Here is a 24,094-nt window from a genome sequence, read left to right as displayed (position 1 = left end):
CTTTTTTAGAAGTATCTCCTAGTCGTTTTTTGACCGCGTTAAGCGCGGCCCCAGATATGTCCATGACGGTTACATTAACAAAATCATTTTCCAGCAATGAATCTACAAGAGTGGATGCACCGCCGCCGACATCTATTATTTTTGCTGTTTTCTCAATATTGATTTGTTGAATAATGTGCAGCGAACGGGATGCGTGGGGCTGAAACCAGCTTACAGAGTCAGCTGATTTTGTTGTGTATACTGCATTCCAATGCGCTTTGGTGTCCATAAAGGCCCCTTCATCGAATTTAAAAACCGCGAATTTTTTTGGCGCACTGCTTTATAGTAAATATCCAATACGCACTAATATATCTTAACTTTCGATCATGCTGATAGGTAAACGTATTGAAAAGTATGTCACGCTGCTATTAGAGTCAGCATCGACCCTACCACCATGAGCTTCAACAATGGACTTAACTATTGCCAGGCCCAGGCCAGCTCCCTCACTGAGTCGCTGACGCGAAGGATCAACGCGATAGAATCGATCAAATATTTTTGGTAGATGTTCTGGGGGGATCTTTAAACCGGGGTTTTCAACACGGAGCTCTACCCATGCATCATCTGTTTTTTTTAGTTTCACGTTAATTGTTTGCCCGGCCGGTGTATATCGCAATGCATTTGATAGCAAATTAGATATGGCGCGCCTCAACATAGCCCGATCGCCACTCAGCATGGGTGTGCTTCCGTCTAAAGTCAGAACAATCTGTTTCTCCTCTGCCAAAGCCTCAAAAAAGTCAAATAACTCCCGCACTTCATGCCCGAGATCCAGCCACTCACGTACTGGATTACGTAAACCGTGTTCGCTTTGAGCCAACCACAGCATGTCGTTGACCATTTTCGCTAAGCGCTCCTGTTCTTCTAAATTTGAGTATAGTAACTCTTGGTATTCCTCCAAGCTTCTGGCCCGATTAAGCGCGACTTGGGTTTGGGTAATGGAATTTGTTAAGGGTGTACGCAGTTCGTGGGCGATATCAGCAGAAAAGTGCGAAAGTCGAGCAAAGCTGTCTTCCAAACGACCGATCATGTAATTGAATGAGTCAACAAGCCCTCGCAGCTCACCCGGTACAATATTTGGGTCTATTCGCACATGCAGGCGATCGGCTTGGACATCGCGCATAGTGTCGCTTAAGCCGCGCAGCGGCGCATGCCCCTGATGTACGCCAAACCAAGCGGCCAACAACGTGACGACGCCAGCTAAAGTCATAATAAGCCACAGGCTGCGCCTAAAATTATCGAGAAAGAAGATATGGAAGTTCATATCCATGGCCGCGACAATACGATAATTACGTCCACTAATTAGAGTTTGGGTAATGGCACCTCGGTAAGCATTTCCCCCTGCGCCCCAGCTATGTAAATTAGCTGCTAAAATACGGGAGACGGGCGTATAGAGAGTCACTGGCGTGAGCAGTTCGTCATCACTCGGCCCGTAGATGAGTTGTCCGTCTGGGCTCCAAACTTGGAAATATACGCCATGATGTCCTGAAACCGCGTGGGATAGCACTTCAGGTAGCCGCGGGATGTCGTCTGCGCCTGCCCGTAACGCCCGTTCCACGGCCTGAGTAATAACAATGAGCTCATCGGCATCCTGCTCAGCAAAGTGACGTTTTACGGCTTGTTGAACAAGGTGTGCAGTCATCAGTAGGCTTAGGCCGATGGCAAGGGCAACGAAGACCATCACTCTTGTTGTTAGCGATAACGGGCGACGCTTAACTCGACTAAGCCACTTCATTATCGTCTTCGATCTCCAGTTTGTAGCCCATGCCACGCACAGTGTGAATCAACTTTGCTGGGAAATCGTCGTCGATTTTGGCACGCAGACGGCGAATCGCAACGTCAATAACGTTTGTATCGGAATCAAAATTCATATCCCAAACTTGGGAGGCTATCAGGGATCGTGGTAATACCTCGCCCTCTCTACGCGCTAAAAGCTCCAACAGGCAGAATTCCTTGTGGCTAAGACTAATTTTTTTACCTCCACGGCTAGCGCGGCGGCGCGGAAGATCTAAGGTGAGGTCTGCAACAGTAATTTGATCTGAAAGCACAGGCGCTACACTTCTGCGCAGCAAGGTACGAACTCTAGCTAGTAGCTCAGCAAAGGCAAATGGCTTAACCAAATAATCATCTGCGCCAAGCTCAAGCCCTTTAACCCGGTCTTCTACGCTATCTCGGGCGGTAAGAAAAAGTACTGGAGTTTGCCGACCAGCTTCCCGAAGGGACTGCATTATTCGCCAGCCATCAACATCGGGTAACATGACATCTAACACCATCAGGTCAAAAACTTCCGTCATTGCAAGATGATGGCCATCGAGGCCGTTGCGCGCCAGCGTGACCATAAATCCTGCCTCAGAAAGCCCCTGACGCAAATAATCGCCGGTCTTGAGTTCATCTTCCACTACCAATATCCGCAAAATTGCGTCGCTCCGTCGTTTGGCTTAAGTCAGTTTGATAAACATTATGGATGAGGCTTTCCAACACCAAGATGACTTAAAGATTACAGCTTTGTAATCTTTAAGTCATGCGAGTGACAGGTGTAGGTCTCTAGTATTACGAACACAAATCACTGAATGTATGAGGTAGTTGCCCGTGAGCCAATGGCTTCCCCAACAAAAACGATCTTTACAACCAAACCGCCGTCGCTTTGTACAAGGCCTTGCGGCTGGTGGCGTACTGGCAGCAACACCCACTTGGTTACAGGCAGCAATGAGCAGCAAAGTGGCACAGGGGCAAACGCCTGTTCTAAGTGGGCGTGAAATCAATCTTGTTATAGCCGAAAGTCCCGTCAACTTTACCGGCGTGACACGTATGGCAACAACGATCAACGGTTCCATACCCGCTCCTACTTTGCGTCTGCGCGAAGGCGATGAAGTGACGATTCGCGTCACCAATCACTTAGCAGTTGCCACCTCCATCCACTGGCATGGCATTCTTCTACCCTACCAAATGGATGGCGTGCCTGGCATCAGTTTCAAAGGCATAGCGCCGGGCGAGACCTTTACGTATCGATTTACCCTACAGCAAAGCGGTACCTACTGGTATCACAGCCATTCCGGTTTTCAAGAAATGACGGGGATGTATGGCGCACTCATCATTGAGCCTAGAGCAGGCGAAAGACACCGTTCTGACCAGGATTATGTGGTGCAACTTTCAGATTGGACTGACGAAGATCCTATGCGCGCTTTCAGTAAATTGAAAATTCAGAGCGATGTGTACAATTTCAATCAGCCCACCTTCTTTGACTTTAGCGAAGATGTTTCAAAGCTTGGTTTACAGGCCGCACTGGAAAAGCGCCAGATGTGGAACAAGGCGCGCATGAATCCAACCGACTTGAACGACCTATCGGCGGCCACGCTGACCTTCCTCATGAACGGTACAGCGCCTAATGGTAATTGGACGGGACTGTTCCAGAAAGGGCAACGCATACGCCTGCGCTTTATTAATGCGGCAAGCAATAGCTTTTATGATGTGCGTATTCCCGGCTTAAAATTGACCGTCATTCAGGCCGACGGCCAAGATGTCGAACCGGTTTCCGTCGATGAATTTCGCTTTGGCCCCGGCGAAACCTACGATGTATTGGTTGAACCCGCAGACGATGCCTACACGATCTTTGCCCAGAGTATGGATCGCACCGGTTATGCCCGAGGCACATTAGCATTGCAGCAAGGTCTATCCGCGCCAGTCCCTGCGCTTGATCCGGCAGAGTGGCTGACGATGTCAGACATGATGGGTGCAATGGGCAGCATGGCCGGCATGAATCATGATTCCATGAAAGGTATGGAAGGAATGAATCATGGCTCGATGAAGGGTATGCAGGGAATGGGCAGCATGGAAGGTATGAAGGGAATGGCGGGAATGAATGGTATGGATCATTCCGCCATGAATCACCAGCCAAAGAATCCTTTGGCCAAGCCCTCTAGCACTGTTAACCATGCCAGTAGTGAATACGGCGCGTCTGTCGATATGCGAGTGGATACACCACGCACCAATCTTGATGACCCAGGTATCGGTTTGCGTAACAACGGCCGACGAGTATTGACCCTAGCCGACCTGAAATCGATTAACGGGCTGCTGGATGATCGTCGCACCCCAACTAAGGAACTTGAACTACACCTCACTGGCAATATGGAGCGCTACAGCTGGTCATTCGACGGTTTGGAGTTTGGCAAAAGCACACCGGTGTCGTTGAAACACGGTGAGCGCGTTAGGGTTATTTTGCAAAATGACACCATGATGACGCATCCAATGCATTTACACGGCATGTGGAGTGAACTCGAAACCGACAAGGGTGAGCTGCGGGTTCGGCGCCACACCATTTCGGTTCAGCCATCGCAACGTATCAGCTTTTTAACAACTCCCAATGACCTTGGTCGCTGGGCGTGGCATTGCCACCTGTTATTTCATATGGATGCGGGGATGTTCCGCGAAGTGGTGGTGTCATGAGTAAAACGAAAATGAAAAACATCATCAGCCTAATGGCAGTCACAACTTTTTTTACGACATCGGCCTCATGGGCCCAAATGGATGGTGGAAAGATGCAAATGCAAGGTGGCAGTGCACCCGATGATGCTCGTGATCCACATGCTTATTCAGATGGCTATACGCTTACCGAAGGCCCATATGCCCAACAAGGCCCAAGGCAACTAAAATTGGCTGACGAACACGCTTTGCTGTCTGTATTAGGCGACCGCCTTGAATACAGCGAGGATAGTGGCAGTACGACCTTCGACCTTTTAGCTCGGTATGGCACTACTTACGATAGTCTCGTTATAAAAGCTGAAGGTGATACTAACGGTGGTCAATTGGAGGAAAGTCAGACAGATCTACTCTGGAGTCACGCTATCAGTGTCTTCTTTGATACTCAGCTGGGTGTGCGGCTGGATCAGTACAAAGAAGGTAGCGATCGCCAGTGGCTCGCTGCGGGCATCCAGGGTTTAGCACCGTACTGGTTTGAACTAGACGCTACCGCTTACCTCGGTGACGATGGACGTACAGCACTGAACCTTCAGGCAGAATACGAATTACTGCTAACACAAAAGCTAATATTGCAGCCTCGTGCGGAGCTTAATCTTTACGGTAAAGATGATCCTAGCAATGGCCTCGGCAGTGGTTTGTCAACTGCATCTATTGGCTTGCGATTGCGCTATGAAATAAATCGCCAGTTCGCGCCCTATGTCGGCGTGGAGTGGTCGGACGCATATGGCGGTACCGCTGATTATCGACAAGCTGCAGGACAGGACATAAACGATACGCAATTAGTAGCAGGCCTGCGGTTCTGGTTTTAATTAAATTATCGATTACTCATATTCCCAACTCAAAGATTAAGGATTATTCCAATGCGCTCAAAATTTATAACATTGTCAATTGCAATCTCTACGCTGGCTTTTACTTTGTCAGCCCAGGCTCATGATCCCAAAGAGCACATGAACAACGCAGAAAAGCCAGATTGCGCGGCCATGGAAAATATGGATCACAGCAAAATGGATATGAACGACCCTGTCATGCAAGCCATGATGAAACAGTGCATGGGCGACATGGAAGGTATGGAAGGTATGGAAGGTATGGAAGGTATGGAAGGTATGGAAGGTATGAGTGGCAGTGAAGCGCCTCAAGGCGATAAACCGGCGCAACACGGAAATGAAAGTAGCACGGAACAGACTGGCCATAATCACTGATATAACTATTTCGAGTCACCCAGCAAGACTTCATTAACTCTTTAGACGATTTGGAAATATTATGGCCGCAAACAAATTTCTACGCTGTGGTAAATGTTTGATGATTACCGCCGTTGTCGCGATGTTGGGCGGTCTAGCATTTCTTTACTCTGGTCTCTACCCGATGGGAGCTGATGTGCCGCACAATGGCCTAACATATTGGGGGCTCGAAACGATGCGGGAACGCTCCATTTCCCGAGCGGCAAGTACGATTGAGGTTCCCAATGATCTAGCCTCATCAGAGCGACTGCTAAAAGGTGCTGCTGACTACAATGCGATGTGCGCGAGCTGCCACCTGCAACCTGGTAAAAACCAAAGCGACTTTACTTTGGGCCTCTACCCTGCCCCACCCAATCTCGCACAGAAGGGTGATGATCATGGCCATGATGGCGGCCATGATGGCGGCCACGATGACAACACCTATGCTTTACAACGCCAATTCTGGATTATTAAACACGGTATCAAAGCATCTGGCATGCCATCATGGGCACCTGGGCATGACGATGAGCGTATATGGAATATGGTGTCATTTTTACAACGATTACCTGAACTAAGTACTGGGCAGTACCAGGTTCTCACTGCACGTAGTGACAACACCAAAAAACAGGAACATTGATTACTGCCTAATCAATGTTCCAATTAACGCTATACACTCGATAATTCAATATGAATACCGCACTACCCTTCTGTGATGACATTTAAAAACTCTACTAACAACCAGAGAAATAGCCATGGCAAGCGCTAATTATACTTTGAAATATATGCTGGCAGTATTCATCCTTAGCCCCCTTTTCGCCGCAGCCCACTCAGCACATGACCCTGTTAAGGAAATTCACAAAAAAGATCAGACGATTGCGACCCGACAGTCCGAATTTGATCAATTACAGTACTCAGGGCAAAAAATAGAAAATCTCCAAGACCAAATTACCGCCATGGAAAGTAAAATACTTATGATACGAAATTTGATGGCTAGCGATTATCCTCATATCAAGGAAAAAATGAGCAAGTACTCTTTCGACTACATTAAAAGTGTAGAAGAATCACTAGCGCAGTTAAAAAACACATTACAGCAAACTGATACATTACTTAATCAATAGTGATGGTTCGTAAATTGCGTCGAGCGCAGTCAACAAGCTCTAGTAGGAAGCTTCAAACGACTCTCTGTATTTTGTACGCACTAATCTAATCGGCTAAATACAATTTTCTCGATCGCTACCGCTGTCACAATTCGGCGGTCGCTTCCATATCACCTGGCATGGACAAGCTTTTAATAGTGGAGTGAGTGTATTAACTCTCAAGTTATTTTCGAGATACCGATAAAGTTTGAAGAATCCCGCACTCTTTAACAGTACTTTGATTTGAACAGCTATTTCGAAGCGTCATCAATTTGTTTTGGAGGTCTTGTAACTCATTTATTCGAAGTGCAACTTGCTCTATATGGCTATCAACCATTCTGTTCACATCATCGCATCCTATTCCTGGCTGCTGATTTAGCGCTATAAGTTGCCGAATTTCGGCAAGCGAAAGATCAAGGCTTCGACAATGCTTGATGAACCTTAGCTGGTCTACCGTCGCGGAATCATACAAGCGAAAGTTACCGTCACTGCGCCGCAGCGAGGCCAACAGTTTTTCTTTTTCATAGTGCCGTATGGACTGCACAGAACACCCAGTTAACTTAGCTAGCTCTCCAATTTTCACCAATTTCACCTTAATGCTTGACTCTATAGTTACTATAGAGTTTAGGCTAAGCAAGATTTAAAGTAAAAGGAGCGGCGCAATGACACTGACTGGCAACGGCCAATCTGCAGAGAATACCGATGATAAAGGTACTATAAGCACCCTGCAGCCCGATAAAATCTACGTTAGCCAGTTTGTGGTTTCCAAGATGGACTGTCCTTCTGAGGAACGCATAATTCAGATGGCTCTAGAGGGCATTGAACCGGATGTAGTTCTAGAATTTGACACGCCCAACCGCATGCTAAAGGTATTTCACAGTGGCAACCTTGTCGCCATACAGTCTCGTTTGGATTCGCTTAGCCTCGGCGCGAAAATTAAAGATACTCACAATCTAGACCACGATGAACTGTCGCAAGCGATAGCGTCAGCAAAAGAAGCAAGTTTAAAAGAAGGTACCATCCTAAAATGGTTACTTGCGATTAACGCAACCATGTTTGTCGTTGAATTTTTGGTTGGGTGGTTGGCACAATCTGCTGGGCTTATTGCAGACTCGCTAGATATGTTTGCTGACGCGACAATTTATGGCGTGGCACTCTACGCAGTTGGCCACAGCGTCAAAAGGAAGCTGCAGGCTGCTCACCTTTCAGGATGGTTGCAACTAACGTTAGCTTTAGGTGCGCTAAGTGAAGTGATACGACGATTTATTTTTGGCAGTGAACCTGCGTCCACTTTGATGATGAGCTTTGGTTTTATCGCTTTGATTGCTAACGTAATATGCCTAATTTTGATATCTAAAAGCAAGGATGATGGCGCACACATGAAGGCCAGCTGGATTTGCTCATCAAACGATGTAATCTCCAATGTGGGTATTATTTTAGCCGGCGTACTTGTCGCAGTCACAGGTTCGCGCTACCCTGACTTGCTGATTGGCTTGGTTATTTCCGTCATTGTGTTGCATGGCGCGCACCGAATTCTGAAGTTAAAAGCTTAAGCAGTTCGGAGTTTCGAACGCTACCCGATACCAAGCCGCATTCATTAAAAAGGTTAATTGTGACTAAACATTGGACATCTTATCTGCTGATAATACTGATTGCTTGCCAGTCAGTATTTGCTTTTGCGGATAACCATGACGTTCAAGACGCAAGTCCATTGGCAGTATTTGATCAAAGTGACATCGTTCAAAACGAATTAATTGTTAACCAACTTAATACCAAAGATGCGACAAACATAGACAACTGCGACCACTGCGGTTTTTGTCATCATGGCCAGCTAGTTCCTGTGCTCCTGTCATTTTCATCTGCTCCGAGCACTGTATTACTCAAAACCCAATATAATATGGCGATTCCTAACGACCCGCTATTCTCCTTCTACCGCCCTCCCAAAGTTTAAGCCTACGTTTTACTAATCTAACGACATTTCGGTTATTTCCGTAATGTTCAGCATGGTTCCGTCTATTAAACGTGGATTTTTACATGGCTATTCGCTTTTTTATGCCTACGAGATTCGTATGGCGCACGCAACACAGCTTTAAAAAGCTGGTGCTTTTATGTTTGTTTTTCGGCTGGCAAGTATCTTTTGCGCACGCTGAAGCTACAAATAACTCCCTTACGCTCAATGCCGCACTTAAGCGTGCTATCGAGCTAAACCCGTCATTAAAGGTTTTTGAGTTTCGCAATTCTGCGCTAAGTGGGCAGATGCAAATTGCGGCGCTAAAACCTGCCTATGAGCTAGGAATTGACGCAGAAAACTTTTCTGGCGCTGATGAGCTCAGTGGGTTTGATGGCGCAGAACTTACCGTTTCGCTCTCCTCTGCTTTGGAAATGGGCGATAAGCGCGCAGCAAGGCTCGGCATTGTTTCTAACAGTCGCTCAGTGATCGATGCACAGCGGCAAGTGGAATCATTGGAATTATTAGGCGAAGTGACCCGCCGTTATGTGGATGCGCTTGCTGCACAGGAGCAGGTTACCCTAGCGAGAGAAGCCAATAGGCTTGCCAATGAAACGCTTAATATCGTCAGACGGCGCGCCAAAGCTGGGGCAGCGCCTGAAGCAGAGGTGAAACGAGCACTCGCGGCCGCGTCACAGGCAGGTCTAACGCTACAGTCCACCCAACAGCAGCTTAACTACTTAAAAGTTTCCCTCGCTGCGCTCTGGGGTGAAAAAACGCCTAATTTTGTGACACTTGAAGGTGATTTATATCACTTTGACACCGATATTGAGTTTGACTCGCTCTTCGCAAAAATGGAGAAGAATCCAGCAATCCTCATTTTTGCAGCTGAAGAGCGCCTCAAGGATGCCGAACTGCGCGTTGCCACAACACAGTCGAAAGCGGATGTCAGTTGGTCGCTAGGCGTGCGTCGATTTCAAGCAAACGATGATTCTGCACTGGTGGCCGGCTTCAGCATGCCGCTGTTTTCCGGCAGAAGAAACACAGGGGCGGTCTCTGCCGCGCGTGCCCAGCGCAATGAAATCTATGTACAAAAAGAAGTGGCTTTACTGAGTATGCACACACAATTGTTCCGTGCATTCCACAATAGAAAACAAGCAATTCTCGCGGCCAAAACACTACAAAGCACCATCATCCCTGCGCTGCGAGATGCACTCAAAGAAACCCAAACTGCCTATGAACGTGGGCGCTATGGCTATTTGGATTACGTGTCTGCACGGCAGGAATTACTGAATGCTCAGCGCACACTGATCGAAGCGGCTGCGTCTGCACTCACTTATGGCGCCGAAATTGAACAGCTAACAGCAGAGCCCTTGTCCTCGACGCTCTATAGCGTATCAAGCGATTTCTCAGGAACAGTACAATGAATATATACGATACGATTAAAACACCCATTATTAATGCCATTTTCTACGCCACAATTTGTTTTTCTTCATCAGTAGCGCTTGCCGAAAGCGGACATGGCGATGAAGAAGATCGTGACGAGGGCCACATTGAACTCTCTCAGGAGCAAATGAAGCACGCGGGTATCGGCCTAGCCCAAGTTGGGCCTGGCGCAATTCGAGAAACCTTAGCTGTTTACGGGGTTATTACGAGCAACGCAGAACAAGCCCAAGCCGTCACGGCCCGGTTTGACGGCGTCATCCGCACCGTTAATAAAACCATTGGCGATAACGTCCGTAAAGGTGATGTGCTTGTCACTGTTGAGGCGAATGAAAGCTTAAAAACCTACCCTATTTATTCTGCACTTAATGGTGTCATTAGTCAGCGCAACGCCAATATTGGCGAACAAACAAACGGTAAAACACTGCTTGTTGTTGAAGATTACTCTAGCGTTTGGGTAGATCTTTCCGTGTTCCCCAAAGACGTCGCAAAGCTCTCATTGGGGCAAACGGTAAGGATAAAAAGCACTAACCACGCCAGCACTGGCGAAGGAAAAATTATCTTTGTTGCCACCCAGGGGAACCCTTCGAATCAAGCCACCACAGCGCGCGTCCTGCTGAACAATGTCGACAACCTATGGAAACCCGGACTTTTTGTTAATGCCGAAATTACCCAAACTGAAACTGCTGCTGCCACTGTTATCAACAATGAAGCTGTTCAACTGATCGAAGGTAAAACCGTCATTTTCGTGAAAGGAGACGAAGGTTTTGAACCTCGCAATATCACCTTAGGCCGCACAGATGGCGAGACCAGCGAAGTACTGCGTGGACTAAAAGTTGGCGAAACATATGTAATCAAAAACAGCTTTGTTTTGAAATCTGAAATGGGCAAGGAGGATGCTGAGCATGGCCATTAATCACATCCGCCGCACTGCGAACTCCAAGCGCAGTTTTTGCCACCAGCACCACGTTATTTCGTGGTGCGAGACCGTAGTAGGGCCTCGCTATGATCGATAAACTTATTCAATTTTCCATTGCCCGCCGTTGGCTGATCATGTTTTTTGCGCTCGCCATCAGTGCACTCGGTGTTTGGAATTATCAAAACCTGCCCATAGATGCCGTACCCGATATCACCAATGTACAGGTACAAATTAATACAAGTGCACCCGGTTACTCACCGCTGGAAGTTGAGCAGCGTATTACCTACTTGGTCGAGCTGGCGATCACCGGTTTACCTTACGTAGAGAGTACCCGCTCTTTGTCGAGATATGCGCTCTCTCAGGTCACCGTTGTATTTGAAAAAGGGACGGACATTTACTTTGCCCGCAACCTGATCAATGAACGTTTGCAGCAGGCCAAAAGTGATATGCCCTCGGGCATTGAACCCGTGATGGGGCCAGTAGCGACCGGCCTCGGGGAGATTTTTCACTACGCGGTGCACGCAGACGACGATGCTCGACAGCCTAACGGCGAGAAATATGATGCGACTGCCTTGCGCACCTTGCAAGATTGGGTCATTCGTCCCCAGTTGCGTCTGGTCAATGGTGTGACGGAAATCAACACGATCGGAGGTTTTGAGAAGGAATTTCACATCACTCCAACCCCAGCCCGCCTATTAACCTTCGGCTTAAGCTTTGATGACTTGGTTGAGGCAATAGAAAAAAACAACGCCAATGTCGGTGCGGGTTACATTGAAAAAAATGGTGAGCAATACCTTATTCGCGCACCTGGACAAGTGGCGGATATTGCTGAACTGGAGAAGATCATCGTCGCTCACAAAGACGGTATCCCGATAACAGTAGGAGATGTCGCCGACATCAGTTTTGGCAAACAGCTCCGTACCGGCGCGGCAACCCGCGATGGGGAAGAAACCGTACTCGGCACCGCCGTGATGCTGTTGGGCGGTAATAGTCGCAGTGTTTCGGAAGCGGTTTCCGCAAAGCTGGTGGAAATCAATAAAACACTGCCCAAAGGGATCACCGCCGAGCCCGTCTACAACCGAACGGTACTCGTCGATAAAACCATTGCAACCGTACAGAAGAACCTACTTGAAGGTGCCGTACTGGTTGTCGTTGTTTTATTAGTCATGCTCGGCAACGTCCGCGCCGCTTTGCTCACTGCGATGGTCATTCCGCTGTCAATGCTAATGCTCATGACCGGTATGGTACAAGCCAAAGTCAGCGCCAACTTGATGAGCTTGGGAGCGCTCGATTTTGGTCTTATTGTCGACGGCGCAGTGATTATTGTTGAGAACTGCATACTAAGACTGGCTGGTAGGCAGCATCAACTCGGCCGCATACTCAAACTGGATGAACGCTTCCAAACCGTGTTCGCCGCGACACGGGAAGTATTCACGCCAAGCTTGATCAGCGTTCTGGTGGTGATACTCGTTAACTTACCGATCCTCGCTCTCTCCGGCGTCGAAGGAAAAATGTTTACGCCCATGGCCATGGCCGTGATCATCGCCTTATTGTCGGCCTTGGTGCTGTCATTAACCTTTGTGCCCGCTGCAGTCGCACTGTTGCTCACTGGTCATATTGAAGAAAAAGACAACATCATTGTTCGTCAATCAAAACGGGTGTATACCCCAATTCTGGCGTGGGTACTCAAATTCCGTTTCAGCGTATTAGCTGGCGCGGTACTGCTAATCATCGCTATTGGTGGATTGACCACAAAAATGGGCACTGAGTTTATTCCAAACCTGGATGAAGGTGATATTGCCATTCAGGCTTTGCGTATTCCGGGCACCAGCCTTACCCAATCCCTCGACATGCAGTTTCGGCTTGAACGCGCCGTACTGGAAATACCGGAAGTAAAAACCTACTTCTCACGCGTCGGCACCGCAGAGGTTGCCAGTGATCCCATGGGGCCAAATATCTCTGATGGCTATGTGATGCTGAAAGATCGTGCAGACTGGCCCGACCCCGACAAGTCTAAAGCCCAATTGCTAGAAGATATCCGGCAAAAACTAACGCTAATCCCCGGAAACGCGTTCGAGATCAGCCAACCGATACAGCTTCGCTTTAATGAACTGATTTCCGGTGTTCGCTCAGACCTAGGCATTAAGATTTACGGCGACGATCTAGATCAGTTATTGAAATCAGGTTCTGAGATTGCAACGGCGCTTAACGGCGTTGAGGGTGCCGAAGGCGTCAAAGTAGAGCAGGTTTCTGGTTTACCTATATTGTCGGTTGAAGCCAATCGGCCGGCGCTATACCGCTACGGTCTGAACGTCGCTGATGTCCAAGAGGTATTAGCCGCTGCGACAGGTGGCGAAGAAGCCGGATTAATCTTTGAGGGCGACCAACGGTTTACCATCGTTGTACGGGTAGCGGAGGAAATCCGCAACGACTTACGAGCCCTAGAGCGACTGCCTATACCATTGCCACAAGGGGGTTACGTACCACTCCAAGAAGTCGCCACGCTCACGCTGGCACCGGGGCCGAACCAAATTTCCCGCGAAAACGGCAAACGTCGCCTTGTTGTGAGTGCCAACGTACGGGGCCGGGATTTAGGTGGCTTTGTCGCCGATGTGCAATCTCAAATTGAACGAGAGGTGACCTTGCCGCCCGGCTATTGGCTGGAATACGGTGGTACGTTTGAGCAACTCCAATCCGCAACGGAGCGGTTAAGCCTCTTAGTACCCGTGACACTTGTCATGATTTTTGCCCTACTCATGATGACCTTTGGTTCTGCGAAAGATGCGGCACTCGTATTCAGCGGTGTGCCACTTGCGCTAACTGGCGGTGTCATTGCGCTTTGGCTGCGTGATATCCCCTTGTCAATCACCGCAGGCGTTGGCTTCATTACGCTATGCGGTGTTTCGGTACTCACCGGCGTAATGATGGTCTCGGCGTTTAGAGATCGGCTGGAGCAGGGTGATGATATCGATCTATCGATCAAAGAAGGCGCGATGTTACGGCTACGGCCAATATTAATGGTCGCATTGGTAGCCGCGCTCGGATTTCTGCCGATGGCCCTCAACACCAGCACGGGTGCGGAAGTGCAGCGGCCACTCGCGACGGTGGTTATCGGGGGAATCATCTCCTCTACCCTATTAACCCTACTGGTTTTGCCCGGTTTATACCGTATGGCTTACCGCAAACCAAAAAACATCCCTGAGAGTGATGAGAGTCAAATGGCATCTTAATGCTTTACCGTCTGGCCATAAGGCTGTGCATTACTTATGGCCAGACAAATCCACAACCATAAATATCGCTCTACTAATTCATGGAGTACCGTTATGAAACAAATCAAAGCATTTATACACCATGTCAGATCCGCCATTGTAGTTGAAGCATTGCGCGATGCCGGCTACAAAAATCTAACCCTGCTAGATGTAAAGGGGACGCTAAAACCACTTAGCGAATCCGAACAATCGTATTCAACAGATGCTGGTGTTGTTATTTCTGAGGTTCGAATCTCACTAGTCTGTGAGGATTCTCAAGTTGATGATGTCACTGGCATTATTCGTACGGCTGGAAGAATTGGCCCACATATCTCCGGCTGGGTTTATGTTAGCCCCATAGAGCAAGCACTACCAATTGGCGGTCCTAATAACTAGAGCCGATTCATTCAGGCAGTCGGCACACATGAAAAACAAAAATTGATTCATGTGTGCTAGCGTCTTGAGGATCTAATAATGCAACGTGAAGATGATTCCATAGCAGACTTTCTTTTCAGAACGCATCGAATTAATTGTATAAATAGTCAATGATATTTTTTAACGAGAGGCGGAGAAAATATAGGGCCATTCGCAACGAGAGAAGTCGCCAAGAAACATCTCGCCAGCTATCCGGAAAAAATGAAAGCGGTAGACTAACGATACATAATCACGCCCACAGTGACGACAACGTTTCCTCTAGACGTATTGGCTGGGCCCTCTTTCTCAATGTCGGCTTTACTATTATCGAGTTTATCGGCGACTGGCTGACTAACAGCCATCATGTTCACCTCTCGTCTCTTGATGGCACTAACAGTGTTCTAACCGCACCTCTTACCTTTAAAAGCCCTGTTGATACTTTAGTTCACACCAAAATAACCACTACAGGATAATAAAATGACTACCAAAGCAAAACTCGACCTCAAGTTGGTGCTGCCGGACGTAGACGACCAGCATGATGCCTGTCTTGAACGTCTCCGAGACCTACTGCAAGCAAAGCGCGGTGTCGAACGTTCGCATGTCCTCGCAACGGGTGACCGGAGCGTGGGCTATTTGTGCGTGCACTTCGATCAAGACCTGGTGTCGCTACAGGACCTGCGGCATTTTGCGCAACAAGCCGGCCTGCAGCTGCAAGCATCCTACGGTCACCTAAAAACGGACATCGAACCCCTGCCGGAACGACGGGCCCGAAGTCTTGCCCGGTCGCTGCAAAACGAGGAGGGCATTCTCGAAGCGGTCATCTCCGGCGACGGTTCGGTTCGGGTCGAATTCGATCGCGAACAAATCGACGACGAAAGCGTACACAGTCACATAGAGCGCTTGAGCGGTGTCGCAGAACATGCAGACGACGAGGCGCACGCACACGGTGGCATTTTCGGCGAGCGGACCGAACTGATTTTTGTCGCACTGTGTGGTGTCGCGCTGTTGCTGGGGTGGTTGTTACCCAAGCTCGTGACAGTCCCCGAATGGATTCCGCTCTCAGTGCTGGTCGCTGCCTATTTCTTCGGTGGCTGGTTCACGGTTAAAGAGGCCTGGGCCAACTTGCGCTCCGGACGCTTTGAGATTGACACATTGATGTTGGTCGCGGCGGCCGGCGCCGCCGCACTGGGCGCCTGGGAAGAAGGCGCGCTGCTGTTGTTTTTGTTCAGCCTCGGTCACGCCCTAGAAGCCTACGCAATGGGGCGTGCCAAACGAGCGATTGAAGCGCTGGGTGAGTTAGCACCGCGGACTGCGACCGTTCGCCGCGACGGTACAGTGCAGGAGGTCGCGGTCGAAAACCTGCGCATTGGAGACGTCGTTCTGGTCAAGCCGAATGCGCGTTTACCGGCTGACGGATTTGTGAGCGATGGCGAGAGTAGCGTGAACCAGGCGCCGATTACCGGCGAGAGCGTTCCTGTCGATAAATTTCCAGTCTCGGATGAAGCGGGGGCCGCCACGAATCCAGACCAACTCGACGCCGCGCATCGCGTTTTCGCCGGTTCGATTAACGGTGGCGGCGCTCTTGAGATTCACGTGACGCGAATCGCTGCCGACTCTACGCTGGCGCGCGTGGTTGAAATGGTGCGCAATGCCGAAACACAGCAATCACCGACACAGCAGTTCACCGATCGCTTCGAGAGAATCTTTGTCCCGGTTGTTATCGCTGGCGCGGTGCTCGCCATGTTTGCCTGGGTGATTGTTGATGAGCCGTTCAGTGCCAGCTTCTATCGAGCAATGGCATTACTCGTTGCGGCGAGCCCTTGCGCTCTGGCCATCGCGACACCGAGTGCGGTGCTCAGTGGCGTTGCCCGAGCGGCGCGCGGTGGAGTGTTGGTGAAAGGTGGCGCGCCGCTCGAGCATTTGGGCCGACTCAGTGCTATTGCCTTCGACAAAACCGGCACGCTAACCGAGGGCAAGCCGAGGCTGACCGATGTAATCCCGTATGGGTCCACCGACGAGCAATATTTACTGTGTGTTGCCATTGGCATTGAGACGCTAAGCGATCATCCCTTGGCTGCGGCCGTCGTGCGGGGCGGTAAGGAGCGGCTCGGTTCGGTCGAACCCTTTACAGCGTCGAATCTTAAGAGCATCACTGGTCGCGGCGTGTCGGCCGAGGTCGGCGGTGAAACAACGTTCATCGGCAAGGATGATTTGTTCGCTGAAGTGGACGGACCGCCGATCCCGGTCGCACTACACGAGATGGTGAAAAAACTAGAATCGGCGGGACGAACGACGATGATAGTGCGACACGGCCCCGTCTACCTTGGCGTGATCGGATTAATGGATACACCGCGTGAAGCCGCAGCAGCGGTTGTAAAACGTCTAAGGTCCTTGGGCATCACGCGCATGTTAATGATCTCTGGCGACAACCAGCAAGTGGCCGATGCGGTCGCACGCGAAGTCGGACTAGATGAGGCACGCGGTGACCTTATGCCTGACGACAAGGTCACGACGATCAAGCAACTGCGATCAGAGGGTCATGTTGCGATGGTTGGCGACGGCGTCAACGATGCGCCGGCCATGGCTAACGCCACAGTGGGCATCGCGATGGGCGCTGCTGGTTCTGATGTCGCCCTGGAAACTGCAGATATAGCGCTAATGGCTGATGACCTTAATCATTTACCGTTCGCAGTAGGCCTTAGTCGCGCGACCAGTCGAATCATTCGACAAAACCTTTGGCTTAGCCTCGGTATCGTGGCCCTCCTGGTGCCCTCGACGCTCTTCGGTCTGAGTATTGGTGCGGCTGTTCTGGTGCACGAAGGCTCTACAGTCGTCGTCGTGTTCAATGCGTTGCGGCTGCTGGCATTCAGCGATGAAGCAGATTTGAAGGGGGAACGACGTGGGTAGCGGAAATCCGTGGTTGGAGCGAGTACTGTCGTCCCCCAAGAGCGCCGGCGCGGCTATGTTTGGCGCCATGTTGCTCGCCTTTGTGTAGGTCAACTCACCGTACCAGAGCTTCTACGAAGTGATTCATCATGCGCCCATGTCCATTCAGATCGGCACGCTGGTGATTGCCAAGCCGATGATTTCCTGGATCAATGAGGGATTGATGGTGTTCTTCTTCCTGATCGGCCTCGAGATCAAAGGCGAGGTTTACGAGGGACAGCTATCCAGTCTTCGTCAGGTTGCATTACCCGCCTTCGCCGCGTTAGGCGGTATGGCGGTACCGGCGGCCATTTACCTAGCCTTCAACGCTAACGATCCGATCGCTGCAAAAGGCTGGGCGATTCCCGCAGCGACCGACATCGTACTTGCACTTGCCTTCCTAGCACTTCTGGGTCCACGAGTACCGACGTCGCTCAAGGTGTTCTTGACGGCGCTGGCGATATTCAATGACTTCGGCATCGCGTTGCACGAAACTAAAACCATATCAAACTCGCAAAGAAATTGGAGGTATGGAAAGGGAGTTGTGAAGATTCGAGTAGAAGTGTCAGTGAAAAACAGCCTGCTCAAGTTGTCCGCACACAAATACGATTAGGTGTCCACTCACATCATTCTGTCTTGAGTAAAGCGTGCTAGGGATACACGAATCCTAAAATCGTTTGTACCATGTATTTGGATTTTGTGGGGAAAAATAACCTAAAATACAGTTCGGGTTCACTATGCAGAGCTGGATGTGATTAGAAGCACGAAAACCAGCACCGTTGTAAAGCTGGTCGCCCTCAGGAAACATCCCTCTTACTGAATCCAGAAAATCAGGGTGATTCTGAATAACTCGTTTATTTTTCCCTTCCGCATTTTTTAATCCCAGCTCCTCGGTAATGGTCTCGTTATTCAGCTGGTGAAGCCTCATAATAACCGCGCAATCAAGCTCCCTTCTTAAACTGAAGCCATTTGGGTCTGTTGCTGTATTTTCTGGCGGCGGCTTGCCAATCTCTTTCAATTCTTCAATCAGAACCTTGTGAGCAGTGGATACCTGCTGAATACACCTTTCGTCTAATAGATCAAGACAATTCCCTAAGTTGATAACTGCTCCAATGACTGCCGGTTTTGCAATTTCAGGCCGAGAATTCGCCCAGTCGAGTGCGCGGGATTGGCTCCCTTCCCAGAAATAAATGCCATGACCAAGCCAGTCATAGCGTTGCTCGCTGGAGTTGAGGGGGTGTTTTTCTGAGATGACGTAATCTGCTACCGACTGGTCACATCCGTGAAAACCGAAAACAATAGAGGACGTTGCGTACATCTAGCTGGGAGTTATCTAGAACGTAGTGAGCGAATATTCCCAGATTTCGTTAAGATCCCGCTCTTAAAAAGGGTGACTTTAATTTGATCTGGCGCGACTCCTGCGATGCGCTTTTCTGCAGACGTCTGTGTTTTCTTTAGCTCAGCTAGGCGCTTGTCGAGTTGCTTTTGCAGATTTGTCTTCATATGCTTCACCAATGAATGGCATAGAGTTTGATACTTAATAATAACATAAAGGCCAAAGTAATGACCACAATGCGCTACGGCGGTTTCTGCGAGCGAGACCTACCACTCACTGCAACGACTATCGCCGCCTGACTAGAAGCTGCTCAATTATACCGCTTTTTACTACTACTTCAGCTTCAAGCTTGGCTAGTTTCACTGTCGCCTCCTGCTGCCATGACAACTGCTCGCTGAGCTCCTTCTTGAAAATAGCCCTTTCAGACGACCATGATTCACTTTGCTTTCGATAATCCTGTAATTCGGTATTCAACGACTGCTCAATCGCTGTCAACGTTTTTACCTGCCGTTCGAGCCGCTCTTTCGTTGATTCCAGGCTTCTTGCCACTTTTTGGGTGGCACCAAGGTCCGAGATTAGGCGCGAGTTGTCCTTGTTAAGTTGAGTGATTTCAGTCTGTTTGACCGACAAGGTCTGATTCAGAATATGATTTTCTCCCTGTAGCTGCTGCATTTGTTGCTCGTGCCGACGCTGATCTTGGTCGCGTTGCTCTTTAACGGATTGCCTATAGTGATCAAGCGCTTCGCGGCTGTGGTGATGTTTTTCTTCTAAAGATTGAATTTGGGTCTGCTTTTCGTTGAGCAATGCCGTTAATTTGGATTCGGATTGCTTTAACACAGCGGCATTCGTTTCGGACTTATGCAGTGCAGCATTCTTATGCTCAACTTCTATTTCAACGCGCTCCAAAGTTTCCAATTGCGTAGTATGTTTTTTATTGAGTGCGTCAAGTGCCTGTGCCAATTCACTATTTTTCGCGCGAAGATCCTGTAACTGTTCTTCAAATTTCTCCGTCTGTTTTCCGACTATTGATTGCGCCTCCTCTCTCAAGCCAGAAGCTAATCGTGTAATAAGCTCTTTGATAGGCTGACTGAGTAGCGCAGCATCGTCCATTCTAATGGCGGATTCTTCTTCCAGTTCTTTGAGATATCGATGAATGGTGGACTTAGAGCCTGTGTTGCCAAGCGCAATTCGTATTGTATCTATGGAAGGGTTTTGCCCTTTTTTAAGCACTTCCTCCCGCGCTTTTAAGACTAATGCTTTGTTGATTCCACCCCTAGCCATAAATCATCTCCAGTAAATATCGTACTGTATTACGTATCATGCATATACATACTATATTATAACTAACGCTATTCGCATGATAGCGCTTGGATGACATTAAATAAGGGAGACTTATTTAATGTCAGGGCAAAAAAGCGTAATCTTGAGGCTCTTTTCAGTACAGAATCGGCGTTGGCTCAGGTAATCGCGGTGAAGACATGCACAAGTAGGCCGCCACACGCACGACATTTCTCTGGATAAACTGCCACTATATAAGGCACCTAATGACTAACCCCACCGACAGATACATTCATGCCGCGACACGCGAAAACACCCGAAAGAGCTACCGCGCAGCAATAGAACACTATGAATCTGTATGGGGTGGCTATCTGCCAGCGACGGCAGATAGCGTCGCGCAATACCTCGCACATTACGCACCGACTTTGGCTATCAACACCCTAAAACTGCGTTTAGCTGGACTTGCTGCGTGGCACAATGACCAAGGCTTCCCCGACCCCACCAAATCACCGCATGTCAAAAAAGTGCTCAAAGGCATAACCGAACTACACCCACATACCGAGACACAAGCGAAGCCGCTCAAGCTTGAAGACCTCAACAGGGTCGTATCGTGGTTCGACGAGGTATTGAGATCTGAGCTATGCACACGCCCTCGCCGCCTGACATTAGTACGTAACAAAGCCTTATTTCTCATTGGTTTTTGGCGGGCGTTTCGCAGCGATGAATTAACTCGTATCAACATTGAGAACGTGAGTGTGGTACCTGAGAAAGGGCTTGAAATATTTCTTCCGCGGAGCAAAACAGATCGCAGCGCGCAAGGCCGCGTTGTTCGTGTACCCGCATTGCTACAGCTCTGTCCAGTTTCAGCTTACCTAGACTGGGTTAGCGAAGCGCAGTTACGAGAAGGCCCCCTCTTCCCTGGAATCAATCGCTGGGGGCACCTCAGTGAAAAATCACTTCACCCGGCCAGCGTCATTACAATTATTAAGCAGAGTTGTACGCTTGCAGGCATTCCCGACGCAGATGAATACAGTAGTCATTCATTGCGGCGCGGATTTGCGAGCTGGAGCAATACTCAGCAATGGGATATAAAGGCGTTGATGGAGTATGTGGGTTGGAAAGACGTTAAGACGGCACTGAAATATATTGAAGCTGACGATCCTTTTTTAAGTCAAAACAACAAAAGAGGCCTAAATTTACCTGATAGCAATATGTGAGCCCCCAGCTACACGAGTTTTGATGTCTTCAAAGAGTTAATCATGACGTCCATACCCTCATGAGGATCGGCACCAATAACTTCACAGTATTCAATGAACTCTGACAGTTCAATCTTTCTGCGGTCCTGTTCCATTTTACCCAAAACAGAATGATGCCGCCCCATCATCGCCGATGCCGCACGTAGCGACAACCCGCTATTCTCCCGCTGCTGCTTCAGCCAAGCTCGCAGGTTGTCGTAGTGAATAGTGTAGGGAGATGGTTTCATTGTCTCGATGATAGAGACAATGTAGAATGTCGCGAAATTCGAGACAGAAAAGACGACGTACTGCTTCATGAAAGACATACATATTAAGCCAGCACTTCTTCATGTTTTACAAAACATGTCTGACACGCCGTTCACTGTTGCACAGCTGACTCAAAAATACCTCAAGCACCCAGAAAGCCAGCACACCGCTAAAAAGTCCGCGAGGCAATATGTTTATCGCAAAATGCTCCGGTTAATGGAGCATGGCCAGATGAAAAAGCTGTCTGACAACAATAGGTGGCCACGCTATCAGTTAACATCAATATTTATAAGCACCGTTGTAGATCGCCCTGCAAACAAAGAAGAATTCAAAATGGCGGAAGTCATACAGCATCCAAGCTCTGCTTTACGCCCACATGAATTAATATTAAAAGAGAAGCTCAGCCAGTACAGGTCCGACATGCTTTGCGCTCTTGGTGAATCTGAAGAATACAGTGCGCTTTGCAATGACCACCCTGATCTGCGTGAAAGCGCACAAAACTTGTATAACGAGGCTCGTGAGCGCGGCGCCACGCTGCTAGGCAAGATAAAAGCACTTGAAAACATGCTCACGCACCATGCAGGGTAACAATATGCAGCTCAGACAATGGCAGCAAGAAGCGGTCACAGCTGCTTTAGCGCAATATAAAACAGATCATCCACACTTTCTTTGCCTAGCAACCCCTGGTGCCGGCAAGACATTAATGGCGTCGCAAATAGCGAAAGAATTAATGGCCGCAGGGAAAATTGATTTTGTTTTTGTTTTTTCACCCTCCGTGAATGTCGCCACATCATTCCAAGTGTCACTTGAATCCCAATTAAATTGTAGATTAGATGGATTGTTAGGATCAAAGGGGCGTTCCCTGACTTACCAGTCAATGCCTAGCTCAGATTCAGCATTTTGGACCCTCCTGTCTCAATTCAAAACATTGGCTATTTTTGATGAAATACATCACTGCGCTGGCGATAACCTAGACAACACCAATGTCTGGGGTCAAAAAATTATTCAACATATACAAGGCAAAGCGAATTATACGCTTGCGTTAACTGGGACACCGTGGCGCTCCGACAAAATACCCATAGCGCTCTCAAGTTATTGCGTAAATGGCATTATACAGTGTGGTTACAGCTACGGATTAGAGCGAGCAATTCAGGATGGCGTATGCAGGACACCGAAGATCATTGCCGTAGACAATGAAGACATTACATTACTATCCGGTGACGAGAGCGAGCGCTATAGTTCATTCGCGGAGCTACTCAAACAATCAAAATGCCCGTATCAGCAACTGTTAGACAGCGATGATTTGATTGCCTACATGGTTAAGGTAACTTCAAAAAAGCTTAAGCAGGTAAGGCGAAAGCAATCTAACGCCGGTGCTTTAGTTGTCGCGGCAACCGTTGATCACGCTATTAAAATAGCAGAAATTATAGCGTGTGAAACGGGTGATTCCGCCCGTGTGGTAACGTATTTACACGAGGATGCACAAGAAGCCATTCGAGATTTTCGAGAGGCTAATGATAAGTGGATAGTCTCGGTCGGTATGATTAGCGAAGGTACCGACATACCGCGACTAAAAGTGTGCTGTCACCTTACTAGGGTTAAAACCGAGTTGTATTTCAGGCAAATTTTAGGCCGTATATTACGCTCTACGGGTATTGAAAATGATGAAGGCTTTCTATTCATGCCCGCCGAACCAAATCTAGTCGAATACGCCGAACGAATTGTTGAAGATATACCCAACGCGAATACCGTTGCCATTGAACAGATGACCGGAAGTATCACCACAAGCGATAACTCAACTCAAGTACTGACGCTACCGGTGATAGAGAACGATACTAAGCCAATTGTAAACGTCAATTTTTCTACCGAGCTATTTTCAGGTGAAAAAGGGGTTGAACTTTCAGCATTAACTACACCAACGCTTGCTGAAACTTACGATACGTCGGTTGGCCTATTTGGACGATTTAGGCAGGAAATGATAAATTTTGCGATACAAGACATTGCCTTTAATCGTTAAGAAAGTGGACACCAATACGGCGCCTATGAACGCAAACTTAAAGCTGATTGGCTTAAGCCTCAGGATTGAATCCTTATCGGTGATTTGCAATCTTAGTTCAGGTGAGCGTTTCGGATATGCCGATGTACGCTTCTGTTAACGAGGGACAATAAAATATCCGATGACGCATTGAAGGAGTATGACAATTCTGGTTCTGAGCGAT

23 protein-coding genes and 1 pseudogene are annotated in these 24,094 nt (G+C 48.7%); 16 read left to right on the top strand and 8 right to left on the bottom strand.

Annotated features, from left to right (window positions below):
• The 3 genes from AB4876_RS11230 to AB4876_RS11220 form a co-directional block, all read right to left on the bottom strand.
• Positions 1–268, bottom strand: a 268-nt coding sequence (locus tag AB4876_RS11230; protein WP_497024785.1) for a class I SAM-dependent methyltransferase, incomplete at its 3' end; no start/stop codon positions are given.
• Positions 269–352: 84 nt separating this feature from the next.
• Complete coding sequence (locus AB4876_RS11225; protein WP_081482656.1) at positions 353–1,768, bottom strand: heavy metal sensor histidine kinase; 1,416 nt, start codon at positions 1,766–1,768, stop codon at positions 353–355.
• Entirely contained in the window at positions 1,755–2,447 is a 693-nt protein-coding gene (locus AB4876_RS11220) for a heavy metal response regulator transcription factor (RefSeq protein ID WP_008250303.1), read from the bottom strand. Before AB4876_RS11220 ends, AB4876_RS11225 begins: the two co-directional genes overlap by 14 nt.
• Positions 2,448–2,622: 175 nt before the next feature.
• Between AB4876_RS11220 and AB4876_RS11215 the strand changes: the two genes are divergently transcribed.
• From AB4876_RS11215 to AB4876_RS11195, 5 genes are all read left to right on the top strand, one after another.
• The gene (locus tag AB4876_RS11215; protein WP_008250301.1) at positions 2,623–4,476 is read left to right on the top strand and encodes a copper resistance system multicopper oxidase; all 1,854 of its coding nucleotides are present in this window, start codon (positions 2,623–2,625) and stop codon (positions 4,474–4,476) included.
• Entirely contained in the window at positions 4,473–5,318 is an 846-nt protein-coding gene (locus AB4876_RS11210; protein WP_008250299.1) for a copper resistance protein B, read from the top strand. Before AB4876_RS11215 ends, AB4876_RS11210 begins: the two co-directional genes overlap by 4 nt.
• A 51-nt stretch (positions 5,319–5,369) precedes the next feature.
• Entirely contained in the window at positions 5,370–5,708 is a 339-nt protein-coding gene (locus tag AB4876_RS11205) for a hypothetical protein (RefSeq protein WP_008250297.1), read from the top strand.
• 61 nt (positions 5,709–5,769) lie between these two features.
• Entirely contained in the window at positions 5,770–6,363 is a 594-nt protein-coding gene (locus AB4876_RS11200; RefSeq protein WP_368381739.1) for a c-type cytochrome, read from the top strand.
• Between the two features lie 115 nt (positions 6,364–6,478).
• On the top strand, positions 6,479–6,844 hold the full coding sequence (locus AB4876_RS11195; protein ID WP_123181029.1) for a hypothetical protein: 366 nt from the start codon (positions 6,479–6,481) through the stop codon (positions 6,842–6,844).
• Positions 6,845–7,046: 202 nt separating this feature from the next.
• On the opposite strand, the gene cadR is transcribed toward AB4876_RS11195, so the two are convergent.
• On the bottom strand, positions 7,047–7,445 hold the full coding sequence (gene cadR, locus AB4876_RS11190; protein WP_008250292.1) for a Cd(II)/Pb(II)-responsive transcriptional regulator: 399 nt from the start codon (positions 7,443–7,445) through the stop codon (positions 7,047–7,049).
• Between the two features lie 79 nt (positions 7,446–7,524).
• Between cadR and AB4876_RS11185 the strand changes: the two genes are divergently transcribed.
• The 6 genes from AB4876_RS11185 to AB4876_RS11160 all read left to right on the top strand — a co-directional run bounded on the left by AB4876_RS11185 (position 7,525) and on the right by AB4876_RS11160 (position 14,816).
• The gene (locus AB4876_RS11185) at positions 7,525–8,415 is read left to right on the top strand and encodes a cation efflux transmembrane domain-containing protein (protein ID WP_368381738.1); all 891 of its coding nucleotides are present in this window, start codon (positions 7,525–7,527) and stop codon (positions 8,413–8,415) included.
• Between the two features lie 59 nt (positions 8,416–8,474).
• Positions 8,475–8,813, top strand: a complete 339-nt coding sequence (locus AB4876_RS11180) for a hypothetical protein (protein ID WP_368381737.1) — start codon at positions 8,475–8,477, stop codon at positions 8,811–8,813.
• Positions 8,814–8,896: 83 nt separating this feature from the next.
• Positions 8,897–10,237, top strand: a complete 1,341-nt coding sequence (locus tag AB4876_RS11175) for a TolC family protein (RefSeq protein ID WP_368381736.1) — start codon at positions 8,897–8,899, stop codon at positions 10,235–10,237.
• Positions 10,234–11,169, top strand: coding sequence for an efflux RND transporter periplasmic adaptor subunit (locus tag AB4876_RS11170; RefSeq protein WP_368381735.1), 936 nt, complete (start codon positions 10,234–10,236; stop codon positions 11,167–11,169). Before AB4876_RS11175 ends, AB4876_RS11170 begins: the two co-directional genes overlap by 4 nt.
• Positions 11,170–11,258: 89 nt before the next feature.
• Entirely contained in the window at positions 11,259–14,402 is a 3,144-nt protein-coding gene (locus tag AB4876_RS11165; protein WP_368381734.1) for an efflux RND transporter permease subunit, read from the top strand.
• A gap of 93 nt (positions 14,403–14,495) precedes the next feature.
• On the top strand, positions 14,496–14,816 hold the full coding sequence (locus AB4876_RS11160) for a P-II family nitrogen regulator (RefSeq protein ID WP_368381732.1): 321 nt from the start codon (positions 14,496–14,498) through the stop codon (positions 14,814–14,816).
• 254 nt (positions 14,817–15,070) lie between these two features.
• Here the strand turns inward: AB4876_RS11160 and AB4876_RS19080 are convergent, their stop codons facing one another.
• Positions 15,071–15,199 (bottom strand): hypothetical protein, encoded by a 129-nt coding sequence (locus tag AB4876_RS19080; protein ID WP_438273413.1) that lies wholly within the window; start codon positions 15,197–15,199, stop codon positions 15,071–15,073.
• Positions 15,200–15,311: 112 nt separating this feature from the next.
• Here AB4876_RS19080 and AB4876_RS11150 point away from each other — a divergent pair, with 112 nt between their 5' ends.
• Complete coding sequence (locus tag AB4876_RS11150) at positions 15,312–17,741, top strand: heavy metal translocating P-type ATPase (RefSeq protein WP_368381731.1); 2,430 nt, start codon at positions 15,312–15,314, stop codon at positions 17,739–17,741.
• A 103-nt stretch (positions 17,742–17,844) separates the two neighbouring features.
• A pseudogene (locus tag AB4876_RS11145) lies at positions 17,845–18,372 on the top strand (Na+/H+ antiporter NhaA); the annotation flags it as partial.
• 54 nt (positions 18,373–18,426) lie between these two features.
• Here AB4876_RS11145 and AB4876_RS11140 read toward each other — a convergent pair.
• Entirely contained in the window at positions 18,427–19,077 is a 651-nt protein-coding gene (locus AB4876_RS11140) for a hypothetical protein (protein WP_368381730.1), read from the bottom strand.
• 303 nt (positions 19,078–19,380) lie between these two features.
• The gene (locus AB4876_RS11135) at positions 19,381–20,376 is read right to left on the bottom strand and encodes a DNA-binding protein (protein WP_368381729.1); all 996 of its coding nucleotides are present in this window, start codon (positions 20,374–20,376) and stop codon (positions 19,381–19,383) included.
• A gap of 263 nt (positions 20,377–20,639) precedes the next feature.
• Between AB4876_RS11135 and AB4876_RS11130 the strand changes: the two genes are divergently transcribed.
• Positions 20,640–21,590, top strand: a complete 951-nt coding sequence (locus AB4876_RS11130) for a site-specific integrase (protein WP_368381728.1) — start codon at positions 20,640–20,642, stop codon at positions 21,588–21,590.
• An 8-nt stretch (positions 21,591–21,598) separates the two neighbouring features.
• Here the strand turns inward: AB4876_RS11130 and AB4876_RS11125 are convergent, their stop codons facing one another.
• Complete coding sequence (locus AB4876_RS11125; protein ID WP_368381727.1) at positions 21,599–21,925, bottom strand: helix-turn-helix domain-containing protein; 327 nt, start codon at positions 21,923–21,925, stop codon at positions 21,599–21,601.
• Here AB4876_RS11125 and AB4876_RS11120 point away from each other — a divergent pair.
• Positions 21,924–22,463 carry a VspR family transcription factor gene (locus AB4876_RS11120; protein ID WP_368381726.1) on the top strand — a complete coding sequence of 180 codons (540 nt, stop codon included), beginning with the start codon at positions 21,924–21,926 and terminating at the stop codon, positions 22,461–22,463. The two genes, AB4876_RS11125 and AB4876_RS11120, sit on opposite strands and share 2 nt — an antisense overlap.
• 4 nt (positions 22,464–22,467) lie before the next feature.
• Complete coding sequence (locus tag AB4876_RS11115; protein ID WP_368381725.1) at positions 22,468–23,892, top strand: DEAD/DEAH box helicase; 1,425 nt, start codon at positions 22,468–22,470, stop codon at positions 23,890–23,892.
• Positions 23,893–24,094 lie beyond the last annotated feature (202 nt).

Source organism: Zhongshania guokunii (genome assembly GCF_040892635.1).
GTDB classification, from domain to species: domain Bacteria; phylum Pseudomonadota; class Gammaproteobacteria; order Pseudomonadales; family Spongiibacteraceae; genus Spongiibacter; species Spongiibacter guokunii.
This window is presented reverse-complemented; position numbering and strand designations above follow the sequence as displayed.